This is a genomic window from Chitinophaga ginsengisoli (assembly GCF_003014595.1).
Taxonomy (GTDB): domain Bacteria; phylum Bacteroidota; class Bacteroidia; order Chitinophagales; family Chitinophagaceae; genus Chitinophaga; species Chitinophaga ginsengisoli.
Genome location: NZ_PYGK01000018.1, coordinates 142,399 through 163,318, shown reverse-complemented (window position 1 = coordinate 163,318; position 20,920 = coordinate 142,399). Strand labels below are relative to the sequence as shown.

Below are 20,920 nucleotides of genomic sequence, written 5' to 3'. Positions count from 1 at the left end.
GTCACATAACAGTAAGTCTAGCTGTTCTCTTCCGTTCGTGTCTGGATGTCTTCGTGGCGGTAAGCAAACGGGTATCAGGCCGGTTTGCCAGATTAAAATATTCGCGCTTGAAGACAAAAACTTTAAAGAAAGATAAGGTTAATATTATTACGCTTGGTTGTTCCAAGAATATGGTCGATTCAGAGGTACTCAGTGGTCAATTACTGGCAAACGAGATCGATGTGGTGCACGAAAACACCAAAAAGGACCATAATATCGTTGTTGTAAACACCTGTGGGTTTATTGACAAGGCCAAGGAAGAATCTATCAATACCATACTGGAACAGGTTGAATTAAAAAGCCGTGGGCGCCTGGAGAAGGTATATGTTACCGGCTGCCTGAGTGAACGTTACCGTGGCGACCTGGAAGCAGAGATACCAGGGGTAGACGCCTGGTTCGGTACGATGGAACTACCGCTTATCCTCAAGAAATTCGATGCTGACTATAAATCGGAGCTGATCGGTGAACGTTTGCTGGCTACTCCGACTCACTATGCTTACCTGAAAATTGCTGAAGGCTGTAACCGTACCTGCTCATTCTGCGCTATTCCGCTGATGAGAGGAGGACACGTATCAAGGCCTATTGAGCAGCTGGTGGCAGAAGCGGAGAAACTGGTGAATTCAGGCGTGAAAGAGATCATGCTGATTGCACAGGAACTGACCTATTATGGTCTGGACCTGTATAAACAACGTCGGCTGGCAGACCTGTTAAGGGCACTGGCAAACGTGAAGGGACTGGAGTGGATACGCCTGCATTATGCATACCCACACAAATTCCCGATGGAAGTGCTGGACGTAATGAATGAATTCCCCAATATTTGTAACTATATTGACATGCCGTTGCAACACGCGGCGGATAATATGCTGAAATCCATGAAACGCCAGATCACCCGCGTGGAAATGGAGGAACTTGTTACCGCTATCCGTGAAAAAGTACCTGGTATCTGTCTGCGTACAACGCTGATCACCGGGTATCCCGGAGAGACGCTGGAAGACGTGGAAGAACTGAAAGCCTTCCTTGAAAAGATGCGCTTTGACAGGGTTGGCGTATTTACGTACAGTCACGAAGAAGGCACCAGCGCATACGAGCTGGAAGATAATATCCCTGCAGAAGAGAAAGAACGCAGGGCGCAGGATATCATGGAAGTACAGCAGGAAATTTCCCTGGAAAAGAACCAGGAAAAAGTTGGCAAGGTTTTCCGTGTGATCGTAGACAAAAAAGAATCAGGCCGTTACCTGGCACGTACAGAGTTCGACTCTGTTGAAGTGGATAATGAGGTGATCATTAACACCAGCAAACGTCTGAAACCCGGAGAATTCGTTAATGTCAGGATCACCAAGGCATATGATTATGACCTGGAAGGAGAACTGGTATAACGCAGTCAGCGATGTCCATTGTGTTGACCAGACCATATAACTTTTAAAAATTAATCAGTTCAGAAGAGCTGAGATAGTATACCAAGGCTCCCGACGGAGCCTGCTCAAAGCAAATCAATGACTACATTTGAAACATTAGGCTTACAGGAGCCCATTTTGAAAGGAATCCAGGACCTGGGATTTATTGCGCCTACGCCGATACAGGAAAAAGCTATTCCTGTGTTATTAGGGGGCGACAGAGACTTCGTAGGTTTGGCCCAGACGGGTACAGGTAAGACGGCAGCATTTGGCCTGCCGCTGTTACAGCAGATCGATATTAAACAACGTCACCCACAGGGATTGATCCTGTGTCCGACACGCGAATTATGTTTACAGATCACCAATGACCTGAAGAACTTCAGCAAACACCTGGGTGATGTAAGCATCGTGGCCGTATATGGTGGTTCCAGCATCGTGCAGCAGCTGCGCGATCTGAAAAGAGGAGTGCACATCGTAGTGGCAACTCCCGGCCGTCTGCTCGATATTATAGAAAGAAAAGCAGTAAACTTTACCAACGTACGTTATGTTGTACTGGACGAAGCAGATGAAATGCTGAACATGGGTTTCCAGGAAGACATCAACAATATATTATCCAATACACCTGATGAGAAGACCACCTGGTTGTTCTCCGCTACCATGCCGCAGGAGGTTCGCCGTATTGCGCAGAAATACATGACAGATCCTTTTGAGCTGACTGTAGGTAACAAGAACAGTGGTAACGTTAATATCGAACACGAATATTACGTAGTACGCCCACGCGAAAAATACGCGGCGCTGAAACGTATCGTGGATTTCAACCCTGAGATCTTCGGTATCATCTTTACCCGTACCAAGATCGAATCACAGGAAATTGCGGAATCACTTATCCGTGATGGTTATAATGCCGATGCACTGCATGGCGACCTTACACAGCAACAGCGTGATAAGGTAATGAAACGTTTCCGCGAGAAATCATTGCAGGTACTGGTAGCTACGGATGTTGCTGCCCGTGGTATCGACGTTGATAACGTAACACACGTGATCAACTACGAACTGCCTGATGACGTAGAGAACTACACTCACCGTTCCGGCCGTACGGCACGTGCAGGTAAATCCGGTGTATCTATCGCTATCATCAGCGGTCGTGATATCGGAAAGATCCGCCAGATCGAAAGAGTGATCGGTAAGAAATTTACCAAAGTAGAAGTACCGGACGGTTTCGCAGTATGTGAAAAACAGCTGTTTGGACTTGTACACAAAGTACACAACGTAGTAGTAAACGAAGAACAGATAGAACCTTACCTGGAACGCATATTCGAAGAGTTTGCAGCCATGAGCAAGGAAGAGATCATCAAACGTTTTGCTTCCCTGGAGTTCAACCAGTTCCTGGAATACTACCAGGATGCACCAGACCTGAACGTGAAGGAAGAGAGAAGATCACTGGAAGGTGGTGCTGACCGCAGAAGCAGCGGTGGTAAATTTACCCGCCTGTTCATCAACCTGGGTTCTGTAGACGACTTTACGCGTGGCGACATGTTACGCTACCTGTGCGATACCAGTGGTGTACGTGGTAACAAGATCGGCCGTATTGATCTGAAAGGTGTTTACTCCTTCTTCGAAGTAGAGAACGATGTGGTGGAGAAATTCCAGCAGACCTTCAAGAAGGCTGAATACAATGGCCGCAGCGTGCGTATTGAAATGTCGCAGGATGGCGATAAACGCCGTTCCGGTGGCAGTAGCCGTCCTCCACGTGAAGGTGGTAGCGGCGGCAGACGTTGGGAAGGTAGTGGCAGCGGTAGCGGATCCGGCCGTTCCGGCGGTTTTAAAAAGAAATATTAATAGCTGAGCGGTAACAGGGGCAACCGCTGACCGGCAGGCATAATATTCAGTCCACAGATGGAAGTCATTCGATGGAAGACTGCTGTCTGTGGACTTTTTCTTTTGTGTTACCGCAGCTGTAACTGGTCTGAAACTTGCGTTTTTCAGTATAGCATGCGGGACAAAATGTGAAAAATTACGTTATATTGTTACCCTTAGTGCACTGTAATTATGACAACAGAAAAAAAGCCGAAACTACAATCCGTAGTACCGTTTTCCTTGTTCTCCGCCAGGGATGTAGAATTGTTCCAGGAAGGAAAACATCCGCATTTATATGAGAAATTCGGTGCACATGCGGTGGAGTATGAAGGGGTGAAAGGTACCTATTTCGCAGTATGGGCGCCAAATGCCGCCTTTATATCTGTGATCGGCGATTTCAACGATTGGGACCATTATAGTCACACATTGTATCCCAGATGGGACAAATCCGGTATATGGGAAGGATTTGTGCCACATGTGAAGAAGGGCACTCTCTATAAATATTTTATCCGTTCCAATTCAGGAGAAGAACTCCGCAAGGGAGACCCTTATGCCAACTACTGGGAAGTACGTCCGAGAACGGCTTCAGTGGCCTGGCAGCTGGATTACAAGTGGAAGGATAAACGCTGGATGGAAAGCCGTAAGGCACATAACAGCCTGGAAAGCCCCTTTACTGTATATGAGATGCACCTGGGCTCATGGCGCCGTCCTGACAAGCATAATCATGAAGTATTCTATACTTACGGGGAGATCGCCGAAAGGCTGATACCCTACGTAAAGGAAATGGGCTTTACCCATGTGGAACTGATGCCGGTGATGGAGCATCCTTTTGACGGCTCCTGGGGTTACCAGGGTACAGGGTATTATGCGCCTACGTCGAGATATGGTTCTCCACAGGATTTTATGGCCTTTGTAGATGCCTTTCACCATGCAGGTATTGGCGTGATACTGGATTGGGTGCCATCCCATTTCCCGTATGATGCACATGGCCTGTACAGGTTTGACGGTTCGCATGTATATGAATATGCGGATATGCGCAAAGGATATCATCCAGACTGGAACAGTTATATTTTCAACTATGCACGTAATGAAGTACGTTCATTCCTGTTGAGTAATGCTGTTTTCTGGCTGGATAAATTCCATGTGGATGGCTTACGTGTAGATGCAGTGGCCTCTATGATCCACCTGAATTATTCCCGGGACACCGGGGCCTGGGAACCCAATATCCATGGGGGAGAAGAGAACCTCGAGGCGATCTCTTTCCTGAAACATATGAACGAAACGATCTATCGTTTGTTCCCGGATGTACAAACCATCGCGGAAGAATCGACTTCGTTCTATGGGGTGTCCAAACCGGTATTTATGGGAGGACTGGGTTTCGGTATGAAATGGATGATGGGCTGGATGAATGATACGCTGGCCTATTTCAAACGCGATCCCTATCACCGTAAATACCACCAGGACCAGCTGTGTTTCAGTATTGCCTATGCGTTTACGGAGAACTTCATGTTGCCTCTGAGCCATGATGAAGTAGTGCACGGAAAATCGCCCATGCTTTATAAGATGCCCGGAGACGACTGGCAAAAGCTGGCCAACCTGCGTCTGATGTACAGTTATATGTTCACGCATCCCGGAACGAAATTACTGTTCATGGGAGATGAATTCGGGCAGACGAGCGAGTGGAACTATCGTTCAGAACTGGACTGGCACCTCCTGGTGCATGAGTCCCATCAGGGATTACAGGCTTACGTGAAGGAACTGAATCATCTGTATAGATCACAACCCGCACTTTATATCAAGCAGTTTGACTATTACGGTTTCGAGTGGATCAATTTAAATGATCAGGAGATCAGTGTAGTGTCTTACCTGCGTAAGGGATTTAAACAGGAAGAGGATATACTGGTGATCCTGAATATGACGCCGGTACCACGGGAAGATTATGCCCTGGGACTGGAACGTGGTGGCGAATGGCAGGAGATCCTGAATAGTGACGATAGCCGTTTCTTTGGCAGCGGTGTGGTCAACACTGGTATCCTGACAGCCCAGGATGGGCCACATCACGGTAAAAGTCATGTATTGCGTCTACGTATACCCCCGCTGGGCGCAACCATTTTAAAAAGAATCATACGGTAAGAATGTAAATGGTTGATAAAGATGAGCTTATAAAACATATAGCAGTTTTTCATTCTCTGTTAAACTTTTGTTTATTTTTGCCATCTAAATACTGCCTTTACTCAGGGAAGCAATCCTTCTGATGCGGGCGTATTATTAACCATAAACCATTCTTTTTATGAAGACCTATCTCCGAACTACCGGATGGGGACTAGCCACACTTGTACTGCTGGCTTTTGTTTTCCATGCCTGCCAGAAGGACAATTCCGCGTCCATGACGCCTGGTGCAGGGCAACAAAGATTAAGTGTTTATTTCGCCGACAATCCGGGCTACTTTGACAATGTATTCCTGGACATTCGTAATGTGGAAGTACTGGTAGATACCTGTACAACTAAAAAGGATGACGACGGCGATGACCGTTGGGACAATGACTACGAACGTTGCGGATGGTGGGAAGACCACCATGGTAACAAGAATGACTGCGATGTATGGGATTCTCTGGGTATCCGTCCCGGCGTGTACGATGTATTATCCCTGCGCAATGGCGCTGACACGCTGCTGGGCAACGGTATCGTACCTGAAGGTAAGGTGAAGAAGATCAGGATCACTCTGGGCGACAACAACTACCTGGTGAAGGACAGCACTACTTATCCGCTGAAATCACCTTCCGGCCAGGTAAAAATTGTTATCCAGGTGCGTCAGGACGAGTGGGAGGAATTCTCTGACAAGAATTTCCGTCTCTGGCTCGACTTTGACATTGATCGTTCTATCGTCCAGACCCGCCAGGGCCAGTTCATTCTGCGTCCTGTGATCCATGTATTCACATTGAAACAGACCGGCAGCATTTCCGGAAAGGTTACGCCATGGAATGCTTTCCCTGTAATCACTGTGTACAACGATCAGGATACTTCCTATGCATTACCATGGAAAGATGGGCAGTATAAGGTGAGAGGACTGAAAGCAGGCACTTACAAGATGTTTGTAAATGCATCGAATGGTTATAAGGACACTACCATCACGGGTATTACCGTGAAGAGAGATGATAATACGAAAGTAGAGGACATTAAATTGAGCAAATAGAGAACATAGGTTAAAACAAAAAGACGACTTATTGAGTACCGGCGTGACATTTGTTGCGCCGGTTTTTTTTTATGAGTAATTTTGCCGAAATTATTCCTATGAGAAAAGTGAGTGTTTTTTTATTACTGCAATTTATGGTGCTGGCTGCTTTCGCCCAGATGCCCCAGATCAGGGCGAACAAGGTGGACGCACAGCAGCGCAAACAGGGCGACTGGCAGGAGGAGATGCCTGAAGTACGTGGGGAACCGGGTTATACCTGGGAGGGTACTTATGTCGATAACCTGAAGGAGGGCGTATGGAAGAAGTACGCGTTATCTGGCGAGATCATTGCCGAAGAAACCTACAAACATGGTCAGCTGAATGGTTACTGCCGCTATTTTTATTCCAATGGCCTGGTAAGCGCCGAAGGGTCTTTTGTGGCAATGGGTATTAATGGTGAGATAGACAATTACAGGATCATAGACCCTGTTACGGGAGAAGAACGGTTTGAGGAAGTAAAGCGGGATGGTAGCTCTCAGCGTAATGGAATGTGGAAGGTATACGATGAGGAAGGCAAAATGACGAAAGAATATTACAGGAGAGGAGAGCCGATCACAGAAGAGGAATTCGGGAAAGAACCGGCCAAACCTGCAGCTGGTACGCAAAAACAGGTGCCACCACCGGCAACGCTGCCACATCAGAAGAAGAAAGGCAAATCATAATTATTTCCGGAAGGAACTTTATAACCTGCAAATCCCCCGGTTTCGGCGGGCAACTGTTACAAGGTCTCAATAACGAAAATCTTCAGGCTCCCTGGTCTATGGCCAGGGAGCTTTTATTTTACGGCATACTATGCAGCATTCTTTTTCCTGCTCAGGGAGGCATTCCAACGGGGATCACTGAGAAAAGGCCGGTTATCGAACCAGGAGAGCCAGATGATGGTCACCACTGTGGCGAGAATAGAGCCTGCCGTAACATCTTCCAGGAAGTGCTGGCTCATATACATGCGGGAATAGGCCACGAGGAGGGCCAGCAGGAGGTAAAGGTATCCGAAGGTTTTCCGCGGCGTAATATACGTTAGTACAAGCGCCATTGTGAAGGCACATACGGTATGCCCGGAGGGGAAGCTGAAATTGTTGGCCAGTACTTCCACATGGGGTACATAGTAGATAGGATGTTGAGAGCCGGCGAAATAGACCCGTGGTCTTGGCGCAAAGAAGAGGTTCTTCAACGGCACATTGATCGCGGTGGTCAGTATCAGGCTGGTGGCCATCAGCACACTGCTGCGGTAACTAACGAAAAGCAGGAGCAGACAGGCTACTACAGCGGAGAAGGAGCTACCGAATTCTGTCATGAAAGGAAAGAAAACATCTCCCGCAGGGAAATGAAGTCCGTTAATGAAGAAATAAATATCCTCTTTTGAATATAGTATTTTGGCGATAAGTACCAGGATAAGCAGGAGGATATACGGTATGAGAAAGGAATAGAGTCGGCGGGTGGTAGCGGTTAGTTTTTGCAAAGATGCTTGTTTTAACGATTGAAGTATTTAACAAATATAAAAAAAAGGAACGCCTGGTATACATGAAATGTATGCCAGGCATTCCTTTTTTAAGGAAAGAGAAATGTGGAATAGCTTTTACACCGACGAATTAGAATTATCCTTCTTGCGTTTGTTGTGAGCAGCCTCACCACCTTTTTTACCTATTTCGGCCATGTGCTGCCTGTTTCTGCTGACAGCTACTCCACCTTTACGTCCGGCCTCCCGGGCTTCAGCAGAGTTAAATTCGTGTGCCACACCCTGAGCATGAGCAGCGCGGCCGCCTTTACTGGCTATAGCGCGTTGCATTGCTGCATCCATGGATGCGAAACCACGTTTATCTTTGCGGTTTGTAGTACTCTTTTCTTCGGATGTAGTTGATTGTTTGTTCTCTGCATGTGCTCCTGAATCTCTTGTTTCGTGCTCTTGATCCCTTTCCAGTTTTTCTTGTTCTTGTGTGAATTGATTGCTTTGTTCTGCAGCCATAAGAATGAATTTTGAAAGGTTAAAAAATGGGTTCCATTTAACGGAGGAAATAGACTCGAATCGTGGAAGTAGGCACAACTATTATGCCGCGTATGCCAAATATGATGTATAACCCATTGTATAACAGCTTTAGCCGGTTGAAATTCTCACAAAAAATGATCATAAGCGTGGAGTACTGTTAACAAACTGTAGCATGAGTACGACACTAATAAAATAAGGGATCAACACTGGTACAAACGATTGATGATGCTAATTAAGTGATATAAAAAGTGAATGAGATGTTAAGAAATGATATTGCTAATCCTATAGGAATCATTTTGTAACCTGTTATTAACATAACTCATCTGTTCAGCGAATTTTATCTTGTTCATTTTGTTCATTTTGGCTCTAGGACGGCCATATGCTTTGTGTATCAGTGATAACATGTTAATTTTGGATAACTCTAAAGTTGGCATAGGTTATGAAAAGGCACTAAGATCTCAATCTAATGTGCCCTTTTTTTTATGAAGGGTTTAAAACTACAAATCCCAAATTCTCGGAAGAATTTGGGATTTATAATCAAAAGCTGACCAGTGCAGTAATATTACCTGATGATGATATTTTCGAATTTTCTATCCACAACAATATTTATCACATTCCCCACAAAGTTAGCGGCAGTAAGCTTTACAGCCGTTCCATCAAGAATGTATTCCTTTGCTTTGAATGGTAAACCATGTATGTGAATATTGTGTTTTCTGTACGCGGCATTATACTGGCCGAAATATTTTTTGCGTAATGCGAAGCGATGTTTTTCTGAAGTTTGTTTAAAACGGATATCGTTATACTGACCGTTTTTATATCCGTAATGATCACCTGCATCTTCGTACAGGAAACTGCTTGCTTCCTGCATAGAATAATACACATGTAAGATCATCTCTTCTGTGTTGCGTTCATCTACGTGCTGGATCTTCGGATAGTTCGGGATTACTGCCCCCGCTTTTACGAAGAGCGGCATCTCATCCAGCGGAGTCGCTATCTTAATTACCTGTCCGCCGTTGTATAGCTGATCATTCCAGTAATAATACCATTGTCCTTCTGGCAGGTATATTTCCTTCTCTTTCATACCTTGTTCAGACACATGACTGATCAACAGGGAATCTCCCAGCATAAATTCATGTGAGCGATCATAGGTTTGTTTATCGTGCTGGGCAACGAAGGCCAGTGGGCGTATCATAGGTGTACCCCAGCGGCTGTATTGCCAGAAAGTAGTGTAGAGATATGGAAGTAAATGATAACGCAGCTGGATGAATTTCCTCGCCACACTTTCATACTCTGTTCCAAAGCTCCATGGCTCCTGGTTAAAGCCGGTTTCATTACTGGCCGAGTGCGTACGCATCAGCGGGTGGAATACGGCTAGTTGTATCCAGCGTACATAGAGTTCGCCATCCGGCTCACCGATAAAGCCACCGATATCGCTGCCAGCAAAGGAGATCCCTGATACGGAGAGGCGCTGGCACTGTATAGAGGCCAGCCACAGATGATCCCAGCTGGACACGTTATCGCCTGTCCAGAAGGAAGTCCACCGTTGTGCACCCGCGTAACAGGAACGGGATATGACGAAGGGCCTGTTAGGCATGAGGTATTTCCTCATACCGGCCGCCGTCGCTTTACTCATCAGGTGTCCGTATACGTTGTGTGCCTTACGATGGCTGACGGCCTCCCCATCATAGTCGTGACGTACATCTTCAGGGAAAGTGCCCATTTCAAACACGGCGGGTTCGTTCATATCGTTCCACACCCCTCTGACGCCTGCGTCCACCAGTTCTTTGAAGAGCCCTGCCCACCATTTACGTACTTCCGGATTGGTATAATCGGGGAACACACATTTACCCGGCCATACATCACCTTCCATGAGTGCGCCGTCCTGCCTTTTACAGAAGTAATTGTTTTGTAGACCCTGCTTATAGATATTGTAATCGGGGTCTACCTTGATACCGGGATCGATAATGACCACCACTTTGAAACCTTGCGCCGACAGTTCCTTGATCAGTCCTACGGGGTCAGGAAATCCTTCCTTGCTCCAGGTAAAACAGCGGAATCCTTCCATGTAATCAATATCGAGGTGGATCACATCACAGGGGATCTGGCGTTTACGGAACTCCGCTGCTATCTCTTTTACCCTTTTATCGGGGTAGTAGCTCCAGCGGCATTGCTGATAGCCCAGGGCCCATAAAGGCGGCAATTCTGCCGTACCGGTGATGCTGGTATACCCTTCTGCTACTTTCAGTAATTCAGGCCCGTAAATGAAGTAATAGTTCATTTCACCGCCTCTTGCCCAGAAGCTGGCAGCATTATCTCTTTCTTTACCAAAATCGAAGATGGTACGGAAGGTATTATCGAAGAAGATACCGTATGCCTTTCCACGGTGCAGTCCGTAGTAAAAAGGAATGTTACGGTATAAAGGATCGGTGTCTTTCTGGAAACCGTAGGCGTCGGTGCCATAGTTCTCCATACGTTTGCCGTGCAAATTCAGATCGGTAGGTTTGTCGCCCATGCCGAAGAAACATTCATCTTCCTGGATCTGTTTGCTGCAGTACACGATCTTGCCACCTTTTTGCAGATAGTACTGCCAATGGAAGCCGAGTTCATCCTGGTTGATGATAAAGCCGTCGATATCGGTGATGGTAAGGCGCATATCATCCCGGGAGATATAGATGCGTAAAGCCTCAGTATATATTTCGAAATTCTCTTCGAATTCGTGCAGGCCGAAGTTAACCGGCGATTCTTCGAGCCGGTCGCTGACAGCGTAGGAGAAGTCTCTTTGAAAATTACCGTCAGCCGCGTAACGGAAGCGAACGATCTTGTCTGAAATGATCCTTACCTCCAGTATGGTTTCTGATGTATAAAAATAGAAGTAGTTGCCTTCTTTTTTCCATTCTTTAATGATATCCGGATAGTGTTTGGCCGAATATTTACCCGATGAGGTTGTTACTTGCATAATTCGCTTTTAAATTTCCCGAATCAACGTTCCGGTGACAACAGCGGTTGTGACAGTTGTAGCACTGCTTTTGAACACCTTGATTCCCATTCCCTTTCAGCAACCAAATTAGATAAAAATATTGTTATAACATGGTTACGATGGATGCTGTTAACTAATCGTTTACTGGTAAAATTAACACATTCGCTAAAATACCAATGTAACATATTCGTGTATACCTTATCTTGAGAATCAATAATGTACTTTTTGTTTTAACCTATTTTTTTCCGGGGGTGCTTTTGCAGCACCCCTTTTATGTGCAGGTACTTATAGTTTGGACCTGCCGAAGCTGGCAAGCTTCTTACTGCCGGCCAGCCACACACGATTGCCGGAGGGGGCTATACCAGCCACATGATATCCTTCCTGACTGATCTTATGCCAGTTCAGACCGCCATCCTCAGAAATATCTGTACCCGATGTTCCCGTTGCAACAAATGTATGATGACCTATGAATTGTATGCAGGAGCGATAACCATCAGGAGGTGTAATAACGGGCTGCCAGATACGGCCACCATCTCTCGTAATGAGGCAGTTACCGGTAGTAACTGTATCCCGGGTATAATCGCCGCCCACGGCAACGCCATGTTGTTTATCTGCGAAAGCAACGGAGAACGCCCCGGTACCGGGACTACCGTGTATAAAGCGCCATTCTACAGGTGTCCATTTTCTCCATCCGCTAATGAAACGGCTGATGTTTCCGCCGGTGATGAAACAGGCTTCTCCGTTGGGCATTATCCGTACACTGGTGCCACTGGCGGCGAAGATGGCTTCGCCTTCTTTCGCAACAGGTAAAGCATCAAAAGGATCTGCCTGCCAGGTATTGCCACTGTCTTTGGTGCGGATAATGGTAAATCTGCCATCGATGGGGTCGCCAATAGCAATACCTTCCTTTGCATTGCGGAAGGCCATGCCATCAAAGAAAACGCCTTTGGTATGATTGGTATAGACCTCTTTCCAGTTGGCACCTCCATCTGTAGTGAGCAGCAGATGGGCGGGTTCTCCTGCATTTAGCAGCAGTGCCCGCTTGTCATTGAAGGCTACCAATGAGCGCCAGTCGCAGGTATCATAGCCTGGCACTGTGATCCAGGTCCAGTGTTCGCCATAATCGGTACTAATGCCTACTTTTCCTTCCGTACCCGATAACCAGATAACGCCGTTAGGGAGAACGTTCATACCCCGTATACTTTTAATAGGAGGGGCTTCATGTTGCTGAATGCTGTACCCGGACTGAGCTGTTGCATATAAAAAAAGTAAAGGAAAGAACAGGGTCAGAATGAATGTTTTATAGTATAATACCTTGATTGTAGCAGCTGAAGTTTTTCCTGGCATATTGTTTTGTGATTTTTAATGGGAGATGTTGCGGGAAGAAAAATACAAAATCATTAGAAAGTGTGCGGTAGATTTATATATTTGCAAGCACTGCGTTATGGTGAACTCAGTATTTTAATAACCTCTATTACTTTAAAAGAATTGCAATCGCGGGCGCAGATGACGAGGACCTTATTATTTTTTTTCCTATGTACCCTATCCGTATCTGTATTGAGTGCACAGGACAAGCCCTACATTTTCGATTCTTATGGCGTTAATGAGGGGCTATCCCAGAACTCGGTATATGATATCCTGGAAGATAATCAGGGGTTTATGTGGATTGCCACGCATGATGGCATCAACAGATTCGACGGATATGGTTTCAATGAATACAGGTTTAGTCCAAGTTTACAGGAACGTGCTGGTCAGGGGAAGGGAAACCTGGTGGTCAGAAACAACAACGGGGGACGTGCATTGATTAACCGCTTTGCCCTGAAAGGGTACAAGGGGTATTCTCTTTACCGTAACCGCCGGCATCATTTATTACTGACGCATAATTACGGCATCAGCCTGTACGACGAGTATAAGAACTCCTTCGAAAGCGTACTGGAAGATACTACCTACGAGAATAACGGCGAGCGCGACAGCGGCATTAAATTCAGAATACTGGGGGAAGATTCCGTACAGCATAGTCTTTGGGTATGGCGACCAGCCAAAGGGCTTTATATACTCGACGATTCCACCTACGCCAAGAAGAAGGTCATACTGTACCCTAAAGCGATGTTACAGAAGGGGATAGCAGCCAGTGCCGTTTATAAAGACGCTAACACCATCTGGATGAATTTCGAACCGGGTGAGCTGCTGGCAATGAATACGCAGAATATGCGGCTAACCACCTACTGCCTGCCGGGTATCACCACCCACATCGTACTCCGCAACCTGAATAAAGATACCCTGATCATTGCCAGCAAAGGACATCTGATCATTTTCAATAAAAAGCTCAACAAGTACAGCGATCTGTCGTTCGACCAGCGTGATCCTAAAGACGCGAATTTTATTCCTCTATGCCTTGAGCTGGACCATAACGGTAATATCTGGATAGGAGGCACTGACGGTGTGATGATTTACAATGTAAAGCGTAATGAGATCGTGAACCGCATCGTTTCCTTCAATGGTTCTGAAACACGATCGTGGAACGTGGTGACCTACCTGTACCGGGATGCTGCAGACAATATGTGGGTAGGCACTGATGGCGACGGTATCAAAAAATATTCTCCTAATAAAAAAGTCTTTAACCTCTACCGTTCTCCCGCCATCACGCACAATATGGTGAGGGCCGTGTATAAGCATGACGACGGCAAGCTTTATGTGGGACTGCTAAACGACGGACTGGATATTTATGAGAAAGGTGGGAAGTTCATGGAACGTATCCCTGGAGACCAGGGAAAGAGCATCTTTCCTGCGAAGAATCTGAATGCAATCTGTAGAGAGGATTTTGAACATCTCTGGTTCCATTTCTCAGATATGCATATAGGTCTTTTTAACGTGCACACCCGTAAGTTTGAAGACCTGACAAAGTATGTGAAAGCCATCGGTTTACCGCCGCAGGAAGATATTTATCCATTCGTCTTTAAACGTACCAGCGGAGAGGTATACTTCAACTATGGCAGTTACCTGTTGCAGATAGTCCGCGGAGACAGGGGAGGATACAAAGTGGCGATCGTACATGAATTTCCTGATGAGATACTGACTACTTATTACGAAGACTACCTGGGAAATAAATATGTAGGTACGAAGGTGGCTGCTTATGTGAAGAAAGTGGAGAGTGCAAGCTGGGAACTTATCACACTACCGCCGGGTACCATTGTAAAATCTATCAGTAAGAGAGCAAGTAAAGAGCTGCTGTTAGCAACTTCCAAAGGCTTGTTCGTACTGGACGATAACAACCTGCGTAAGAAGCACTACAATAGCTACGATTATCCAGCGCTGATCAATGATTACCTGTACGGTGTGCTGCTGGATGACAAGGATAAGATCTGGGTGAGCCATAACAAGGGCTTGTCGCAGATCAATCCTTCCAATGATGAGATCACGACCTACAATTACGAAGACGGGTTGCAGTCCAATGAGTTCAATACCGGCGCCTTTTTCAAGTCAACAGACGGCGAGCTATTCTTTGGTGGAATACGTGGTTCCAATGGTTTTTATCCGAAAGATTTCAAGAACAATCCGTCGAAACCGAAAGTAGTGATCATGCGTATGGAAGTGCTGGACAAGCCGTATGAATCGGATACGGCGCTGTCACTGCTTCGTAGGATAGAATTACCGTATAATCATAATACCATTGCGATTGAATTCGTACCGCTTGAATACACTAATCCGCTGAAGAACAAGGTACAGTACAAACTGGATGGAGCAGATGAAGATTGGGTACAGGCTGGCGCCTTCAGAATGGCGCGTTATACGAACCTGCGGCCGGGCACTTATACGTTCAATGTACGTGCATCGAACAACGATGATATCTGGAACTCAACACCTACGACATTAGAAATAACGATACGCATACCATTCTGGCAGTCACTGTGGTTCAGGTTCCTCTTATTGTTACTACTATTGGGAGTAGCATATTATTTTTCTACGTTGTATCTTGACTATAAGATCCGTCATGAAAAGCTGAAGCTGGAGAAAGAGCAGGCAGTAGACCAGGAGCGGGCGAGGATCTCGAGCGACATGCACGATGACCTTGGATCGGGGCTGTCTACGATCCGTCTGTTGAGCGAGATTGCGAAACGGAAAATAACGGACACTTCGCAGACGAAGGAGCTGGAACGTATATCGGAAGCGGCAGGAGAGCTGGTGGATAAAATGAGCGAGATCATCTGGGCGATGAATTCCTCGAATGATTCACTGGAGAACCTGATTGCTTACATGCGAAGCTTTGCGGCTGATTTTCTGGAACATGCGCATATTACCCATCAGTTTTATATTCCGGAGTCAATCCCCAATATCAAACTAAGCGGCGGTACCAGGCGTAATATATACCTCGCGGTGAAAGAGTCCTTACATAATGTGGTGAAACATGCCCAGGCCTCTGAGGTAGTAATACAAATAGAGATGCATAAGAACATGACGATTATGATAAAAGATAATGGCAAAGGCTTTGATCAGGAGAAAGTGAGGTTGTTCGGAAACGGTCTGAAAAACATTCAGAAACGAATGCAGGCGGTTGGGGGCCACGCTGATATTACATCGCATCACGGTACGATAGTTTTGTTAGATATCCCATTAATTTAGTCTAGATTTGTAAATAACACAATGCGGTATTACGTTGACCTCTGTCTAAACATAACAACTGATATTAAATGACTGTATACTCGAAAAAGAAATCTCAGGATAACATGGATATTATTTCTGTGGCGATTGTTGAAGACAACCATGATATCCGTACAGCCATGGAGTTGCTGATTAATGGCTCGGATGGGTATGCTTGTATAGGAGCGTTCAACAATGCGGAGACTGCAGTGGAGCAAATCCCGAATTTGTTACCAAATGTGGTGCTGATGGACTTTAATCTTCCCGGCGGTATGAATGGGATCGAGTGTATTGCCCGTTTAAAGGGTGAATACCCGGACATGCATTTTATGATGTTGACTGTATACGAGGACGACGACAAAATATTCCAGGCACTGGAAGCAGGCGCCAGCGGATATATTCTGAAGAAGACACCTCCAAGTGAACTGTTGGGCGCCATCCGAGATCTGCATGAAGGTGGTTCTCCCATGAGCTCCCAGATAGCGCGCAGGGTAGTGGCCTATTTCCAGAAGCAGGCGAAGCCTAATCCGGCACTGGAGGCATTGACTTCCAGGGAGAAGGAGATCCTGGACCAGTTATCGAAGGGTTTCCTGTACAAGGAAATTGCCAGTAATCTGTTTATCAGCATTGAAACGGTACGCAGGCACGTACATAATATCTACGAGAAACTACATGTGAGAAGCCGGACTGACGCGGTGAATAAATATTATAACCGGTAAGTAACTACAATTGTAACAGGTAATCAACTACATAACTTATTAATATAAAAGGGCGCAAAGACAATCTTTGCGCCCTTTTTAAATTTTACTTGGATAATGAGTGGTTTACTGCTGTTCATTGCTTGTCCCCAGTTTCCCCAGCCCTTTGCGCACGAAATGTACGGCAAGTGCTATTGAGGCAATCAGTAAACAGGCCAACTTAAATAAGAGACCGGCTTTCATAGGAAATGTCTTATTAAGATCAGGAAATATTGTTATCTCATCATTTGCCAGGAATTGAATCTTTCCAGCAATCTGATGAATTTGCTACTTAGGCTGCTCATAGAGCGTTGCTCTTTTTTAACCAGGTAAGTAACGAGGAGTGCAATGGTCAGCACCGACAATAAGGTGATAAAGAATGTAGTTTTCATAGATTAGGACATAGGTTTGTTTTCAAAAAGACGACTTTGTAAATATAAAATATTAAGTTATATAAATCGTCATTTCTGAGTAACTTTTGTGAATAAATTCTTAAGCCCTTTTGTACAATATCTGAAGAAATTATATTTGTTTTATCGTGGTGAACCGGAAAACCCTGCCAGGAGTGAGGCTACTTTTTGGCGCTGCCCTCAAATAGTTGTTATTCATTTATTTAAGCATAGTGTATAACTAATACTTGGGATGATACGCTGAAACCTTTATTTTTGCCAGCAACCGGATTTTGCTAAAAGTTTTAGTAAATTTGCCTTCCGGCTAAAACGCCCCATTTGACTGATTTTGAGTAACCTGGCATAAATGGTGCGTGGACAGCGGGGCATCGTAACAAAGTAAATTGGAATTTCTATATAATTATGGCTACTACGGATAAGAAAGATCAATTGGGCTCCTATACCGAAGATTCGATACGGTCACTCGACTGGCGTGAGCATATCCGCCTTCGTCCGGGGATGTACATTGGTAAGTTGGGAGATGGTTCCAGCATGGACGATGGCATCTACATTCTTTTAAAGGAGGTGGCTGACAACTGTATTGACGAGCACACCATGGGTTTCGGCAAGCAGATCGACATCAAGGTAACGGAACACAGTGTTACCGTCCGTGACTATGGGCGTGGTATTCCGCTGGGAAAAGTAGTGGATGTGGTGAGTAAGATCAATACCGGGGCCAAGTACGACAGTAAAGCTTTCCAGAAATCCGTGGGGCTGAACGGTGTGGGTACCAAGGCCGTGAACGCCTTGTCTACCTATTTCAAAGTCGAATCTACCCGTGAGGGCCGCACCAAGACCGCTGAATTTGAGCGTGGTGTACTCACAAAAGAGCATAAAGAAAGGGCGACCAATGAGCCTAACGGTACGCTGGTGACTTTCATCCCGGATGAAACGGTATTCCGTAATTTCCGGTTTATCCCCGAATTCCTGGAAAACCAGATCTGGAACTACTGCTTCCTGAACGCCGGCCTGACAGTTAACTTCAACGGCACAAAATACGTCTCTAAAAATGGTTTGCTGGACCTGCTGCAGCGTAAAACCAATGAGGATGAGCTGCGTTACCCGATCATCCACCTGAAGGCGGAAGATATAGAAGTGGCGATCACCCATGAGAATCAATATGGTGAAGAGTACTATTCCTTCGTGAATGGTCAGCACACCACTCAGGGCGGTACCCACCTGGCAGCCTTCCGTGAGGCATTTGTAAAGACTATCCGCGATTTCTATAAAAAGGACTATGATGCGACGGATATCCGTGCCTCCATCTGTGCCGCTGTTTCAGTAAGGGTACAGGAGCCGGTATTCGAATCCCAGACAAAGACCAAACTGGGTTCCCTGACCGTATACGAGAACGGTCCCTCCATGAAGGCGTTTGTACTGGACTTCCTGTCTAAACACCTGGACGATTTCCTGCATAAAAATCCAACTACCGCAGAGGCGCTGAAGAAACGTATTGAGCAGAGTGAGCGTGAGCGTAAGGAGCTGGCTGGTATCAAAAAGCTGGCAAATGAGAGGGCGAAGAAAGCGAACCTGCATAACCGTAAGTTACGTGACTGCCGTTTCCACCTGAATGAAGAAGTGAGCGGTAAGGATAAGAATGACCTGGAAACCAAACGTTTGAACACGACTATCTTCATTACAGAAGGTGACTCTGCCAGCGGTTCCATCACTAAGTCCCGTAACGTGGAAACCCAAGCGGTATTCAGTCTGAGGGGTAAACCGCTGAACTGTTTCGGTCTTACCAAAAAGATCGTATACGAAAACGAAGAATTCAACCTGCTGCAACACGCATTGAATATAGAAGAGGGGCTGGAAGGGCTGCGTTATAACAGGATTGTCATAGCGACCGATGCTGACGTAGACGGTATGCACATCCGTCTCCTGTTACTGACCTTCTTCCTGCAGTTCTTCCCCGACCTGGTAAAGAACGGTCACCTGTATATCCTGGAAACACCTTTGTTCCGCGTACGTAACAAACAGCAAACCTTCTACTGCTACAGCGATGAGGAAAGGCAGAAGGCCATCAAAAAACTGGGAGGAAAACCTGAGATCACCCGCTTTAAAGGGCTGGGTGAGATCTCTCCGCAGGAATTCGGCGCTTTCATCAACGAAGATATGCGGGTGGAACCTGTGATCCTGTCGACAGACACGCATATTCAGAAACTGCTGGAATATTACATGGGTAAGAATACACAGACAAGACAGGAGTTCATTATCAGCAACCTGCGTTATGAGAAGGACCTGGTAGATGAAGTGGAAGGGGAACAGAAAGCAGGTAATTAAATCAGCATTATTTAAAAAGATCAATGGCACTGTTACATATCGTTTTTGGTGAATCATCCGCCACCGCATTAGCTGGTGCTTTTGAGCTGGATGAGCAGCTGAAAGGAGACATCCTTTATTTTGAAGATGACCTCTCGATAGGTCCTCTTTTCATCCTTGATACCAAAGATGGCCAGACTGCCCGCAAACAATGGTGGATGCAGCTGGCTGGCATACAACCACAACCTGTAGCTGAAGGCGCACCTGAAGCCCAGGCAGTGACACCGGTTGCCACTACTGCCACTGCTCCTGTTGTGGCGGAAGAGGAGCCCGGCGACCAGGATAAACTCCGGCAGCTGAAAGCCCTGCTGAAGTCCGAGCCAGAGCAGCAGGTGTACTTATGGGCGGGACAGAATTCCCGGGATGTATGCGGCTATTACTGGCTGATAAGCCAACTGTACGACTTTGCAGGACGTATTCACATCATTTACCTCAATAACCTTCCATTCCTCAACGAAAAGGGAGGCGTATTTTATCCTACCCATCTGCATCAGATCCTGGCAAAAGAATTCCTGAAAGCAAAGAAACTGGCAAGGCCTGTTTCCCTGGCAGAATTTGAAATAGACGGAGATGAATGGAGCAGGATGATGAACGAAAATGCAGGCATACGTTTGCTGGAAGGTGGTAAGAAGATTAAGGGTGAACCTGCTGCGTTCTACGACAAGGAACTGGTGCAGCAAAGCACTGCAGAGTTCCAGAAAGCATCGAAAGTTGTGGGACTGGTAACCGGCAAAATGAAATATCCTGTAATGGACCAGTTCCTGGGATGGCGCTTGAAAGAGCTGATCAAACAGGGTAAACTGGAGAGCAAGGGAGAGCTGAAAACGATCAAAGATTTTGAAGTGAAACTGCCTCCGGCGGAATAATCCTTATCACCATTAATATAGACACATGGTAAAAGTAACGCCTGTACAGCTGGTGGGAGAAGATGAGAGAGGGAGCAACTACGAATGGAACACCGACCGTAGCGGCGATTTCATCCTGTGTTACCGGAAGGCCGGCAGCAGCAGCGGACAGCATTATCATGAAGGGAAAGCGGATTACAAAAATCCGGAGGTGTTGTACCTGGTAAGCGGTAAAGCAGCAATGGATTGGTGCCCTTTAGGCGGGAATAAGATAGAGAGAGTGGAGATGGAAGCGCCGGCAAGAATAGAGGTGCCGGTCAATGTGTGGCATCAACTGATAGCAGTCACTGACTGCTGTTTTATAGAACTGAACTCCATGGCGGATGTACGGAAAGATTCCATACGCATCTGGAGAGATGAATTTGAAAAGATGATCAATAAATAAG

15 protein-coding genes are annotated in these 20,920 nt (G+C 46.1%); 10 read left to right on the top strand and 5 right to left on the bottom strand.

What is annotated here, in order from left to right:
* Positions 1-107: 107 nt before the first annotated feature.
* The 5 genes from rimO (at position 108) to CLV42_RS29405 (ending at position 7,184) form a co-directional block, all read left to right on the top strand.
* Complete coding sequence (gene rimO / locus CLV42_RS29425; protein ID WP_106605525.1) at positions 108-1,415, top strand: 30S ribosomal protein S12 methylthiotransferase RimO; 1,308 nt, start codon at positions 108-110, stop codon at positions 1,413-1,415.
* Between the two features lie 117 nt (positions 1,416-1,532).
* Positions 1,533-3,272: a DEAD/DEAH box helicase gene (locus CLV42_RS29420; protein ID WP_106605524.1), complete on the top strand. Its 1,740-nt coding sequence runs from the start codon at positions 1,533-1,535 to the stop codon at positions 3,270-3,272.
* A 210-nt stretch (positions 3,273-3,482) separates the two neighbouring features.
* Positions 3,483-5,423 (top strand): 1,4-alpha-glucan branching protein GlgB, encoded by a 1,941-nt coding sequence (gene glgB / locus CLV42_RS29415; RefSeq protein ID WP_106605523.1) that lies wholly within the window; start codon positions 3,483-3,485, stop codon positions 5,421-5,423.
* A gap of 157 nt (positions 5,424-5,580) precedes the next feature.
* Entirely contained in the window at positions 5,581-6,483 is a 903-nt protein-coding gene (locus tag CLV42_RS29410) for a DUF4382 domain-containing protein (protein ID WP_106605522.1), read from the top strand.
* Positions 6,484-6,581: 98 nt separating this feature from the next.
* Entirely contained in the window at positions 6,582-7,184 is a 603-nt protein-coding gene (locus CLV42_RS29405) for a toxin-antitoxin system YwqK family antitoxin (protein WP_146154520.1), read from the top strand.
* A 128-nt stretch (positions 7,185-7,312) separates the two neighbouring features.
* On the opposite strand, the gene CLV42_RS29400 is transcribed toward CLV42_RS29405, so the two are convergent.
* The 4 genes from CLV42_RS29400 to CLV42_RS29385 all read right to left on the bottom strand — a co-directional run bounded on the left by CLV42_RS29400 (position 7,313) and on the right by CLV42_RS29385 (position 12,830).
* Complete coding sequence (locus tag CLV42_RS29400) at positions 7,313-7,981, bottom strand: phosphatase PAP2 family protein (RefSeq protein WP_106605520.1); 669 nt, start codon at positions 7,979-7,981, stop codon at positions 7,313-7,315.
* 117 nt (positions 7,982-8,098) lie between these two features.
* Complete coding sequence (locus CLV42_RS34055) at positions 8,099-8,485, bottom strand: KGG domain-containing protein (protein WP_170117699.1); 387 nt, start codon at positions 8,483-8,485, stop codon at positions 8,099-8,101.
* Positions 8,486-9,068: 583 nt separating this feature from the next.
* Positions 9,069-11,462 (bottom strand): glycoside hydrolase family 31 protein, encoded by a 2,394-nt coding sequence (locus tag CLV42_RS29390; protein ID WP_106605519.1) that lies wholly within the window; start codon positions 11,460-11,462, stop codon positions 9,069-9,071.
* Between the two features lie 306 nt (positions 11,463-11,768).
* Positions 11,769-12,830, bottom strand: a complete 1,062-nt coding sequence (locus CLV42_RS29385; protein ID WP_106605518.1) for a WD40/YVTN/BNR-like repeat-containing protein — start codon at positions 12,828-12,830, stop codon at positions 11,769-11,771.
* A 159-nt stretch (positions 12,831-12,989) separates the two neighbouring features.
* Here CLV42_RS29385 and CLV42_RS29380 point away from each other — a divergent pair, with 159 nt between their 5' ends.
* Together CLV42_RS29380 and CLV42_RS29375 are read left to right on the top strand one after the other, a co-directional pair.
* Positions 12,990-16,103 carry a ligand-binding sensor domain-containing protein gene (locus CLV42_RS29380; RefSeq protein WP_106605517.1) on the top strand — a complete coding sequence of 1,038 codons (3,114 nt, stop codon included), beginning with the start codon at positions 12,990-12,992 and terminating at the stop codon, positions 16,101-16,103.
* A 104-nt stretch (positions 16,104-16,207) separates the two neighbouring features.
* The gene (locus CLV42_RS29375) at positions 16,208-16,840 is read left to right on the top strand and encodes a response regulator transcription factor (RefSeq protein WP_223233347.1); all 633 of its coding nucleotides are present in this window, start codon (positions 16,208-16,210) and stop codon (positions 16,838-16,840) included.
* A gap of 254 nt (positions 16,841-17,094) precedes the next feature.
* Here the strand turns inward: CLV42_RS29375 and CLV42_RS34050 are convergent, their stop codons facing one another.
* Entirely contained in the window at positions 17,095-17,250 is a 156-nt protein-coding gene (locus CLV42_RS34050) for a hypothetical protein (RefSeq protein ID WP_170117698.1), read from the bottom strand.
* A gap of 420 nt (positions 17,251-17,670) precedes the next feature.
* On the opposite strand from CLV42_RS34050, the gene CLV42_RS29370 reads away from it, so the two are divergent.
* The 3 genes from CLV42_RS29370 to CLV42_RS29360 are packed head-to-tail and all read left to right on the top strand — an operon-like array spanning position 17,671 to position 20,919.
* The gene (locus tag CLV42_RS29370) at positions 17,671-19,590 is read left to right on the top strand and encodes a DNA topoisomerase IV subunit B (protein WP_106605516.1); all 1,920 of its coding nucleotides are present in this window, start codon (positions 17,671-17,673) and stop codon (positions 19,588-19,590) included.
* A gap of 23 nt (positions 19,591-19,613) precedes the next feature.
* Positions 19,614-20,495, top strand: coding sequence for a DUF1835 domain-containing protein (locus CLV42_RS29365; RefSeq protein ID WP_106605515.1), 882 nt, complete (start codon positions 19,614-19,616; stop codon positions 20,493-20,495).
* A gap of 25 nt (positions 20,496-20,520) precedes the next feature.
* The gene (locus CLV42_RS29360; RefSeq protein ID WP_106605514.1) at positions 20,521-20,919 is read left to right on the top strand and encodes a cupin domain-containing protein; all 399 of its coding nucleotides are present in this window, start codon (positions 20,521-20,523) and stop codon (positions 20,917-20,919) included.
* Position 20,920: the final 1 nt, after the last annotated feature.

Coding starts and splice junctions, on each gene's coding strand:
- CLV42_RS29370 (WP_106605516.1), top strand. CDS start 17,671: ATGGCTACTACGGATAAGAAAGATCAATTGGGCTCCTATACCGAAGAT.
- CLV42_RS29360 (WP_106605514.1), top strand. CDS start 20,521: ATGGTAAAAGTAACGCCTGTACAGCTGGTGGGAGAAGATGAGAGAGGG.
- CLV42_RS29385 (WP_106605518.1), bottom strand. CDS start 12,830: ATGCCAGGAAAAACTTCAGCTGCTACAATCAAGGTATTATACTATAAA.
- CLV42_RS34055 (WP_170117699.1), bottom strand. CDS start 8,485: ATGGCTGCAGAACAAAGCAATCAATTCACACAAGAACAAGAAAAACTG.
- CLV42_RS29375 (WP_223233347.1), top strand. CDS start 16,208: ATGGATATTATTTCTGTGGCGATTGTTGAAGACAACCATGATATCCGT.
- CLV42_RS29380 (WP_106605517.1), top strand. CDS start 12,990: ATGACGAGGACCTTATTATTTTTTTTCCTATGTACCCTATCCGTATCT.
- CLV42_RS29365 (WP_106605515.1), top strand. CDS start 19,614: ATGGCACTGTTACATATCGTTTTTGGTGAATCATCCGCCACCGCATTA.
- CLV42_RS29390 (WP_106605519.1), bottom strand. CDS start 11,462: ATGCAAGTAACAACCTCATCGGGTAAATATTCGGCCAAACACTATCCG.
- CLV42_RS29405 (WP_146154520.1), top strand. CDS start 6,582: ATGAGAAAAGTGAGTGTTTTTTTATTACTGCAATTTATGGTGCTGGCT.
- CLV42_RS34050 (WP_170117698.1), bottom strand. CDS start 17,250: ATGAAAACTACATTCTTTATCACCTTATTGTCGGTGCTGACCATTGCA.
- CLV42_RS29410 (WP_106605522.1), top strand. CDS start 5,581: ATGAAGACCTATCTCCGAACTACCGGATGGGGACTAGCCACACTTGTA.
- CLV42_RS29420 (WP_106605524.1), top strand. CDS start 1,533: ATGACTACATTTGAAACATTAGGCTTACAGGAGCCCATTTTGAAAGGA.
- glgB (WP_106605523.1), top strand. CDS start 3,483: ATGACAACAGAAAAAAAGCCGAAACTACAATCCGTAGTACCGTTTTCC.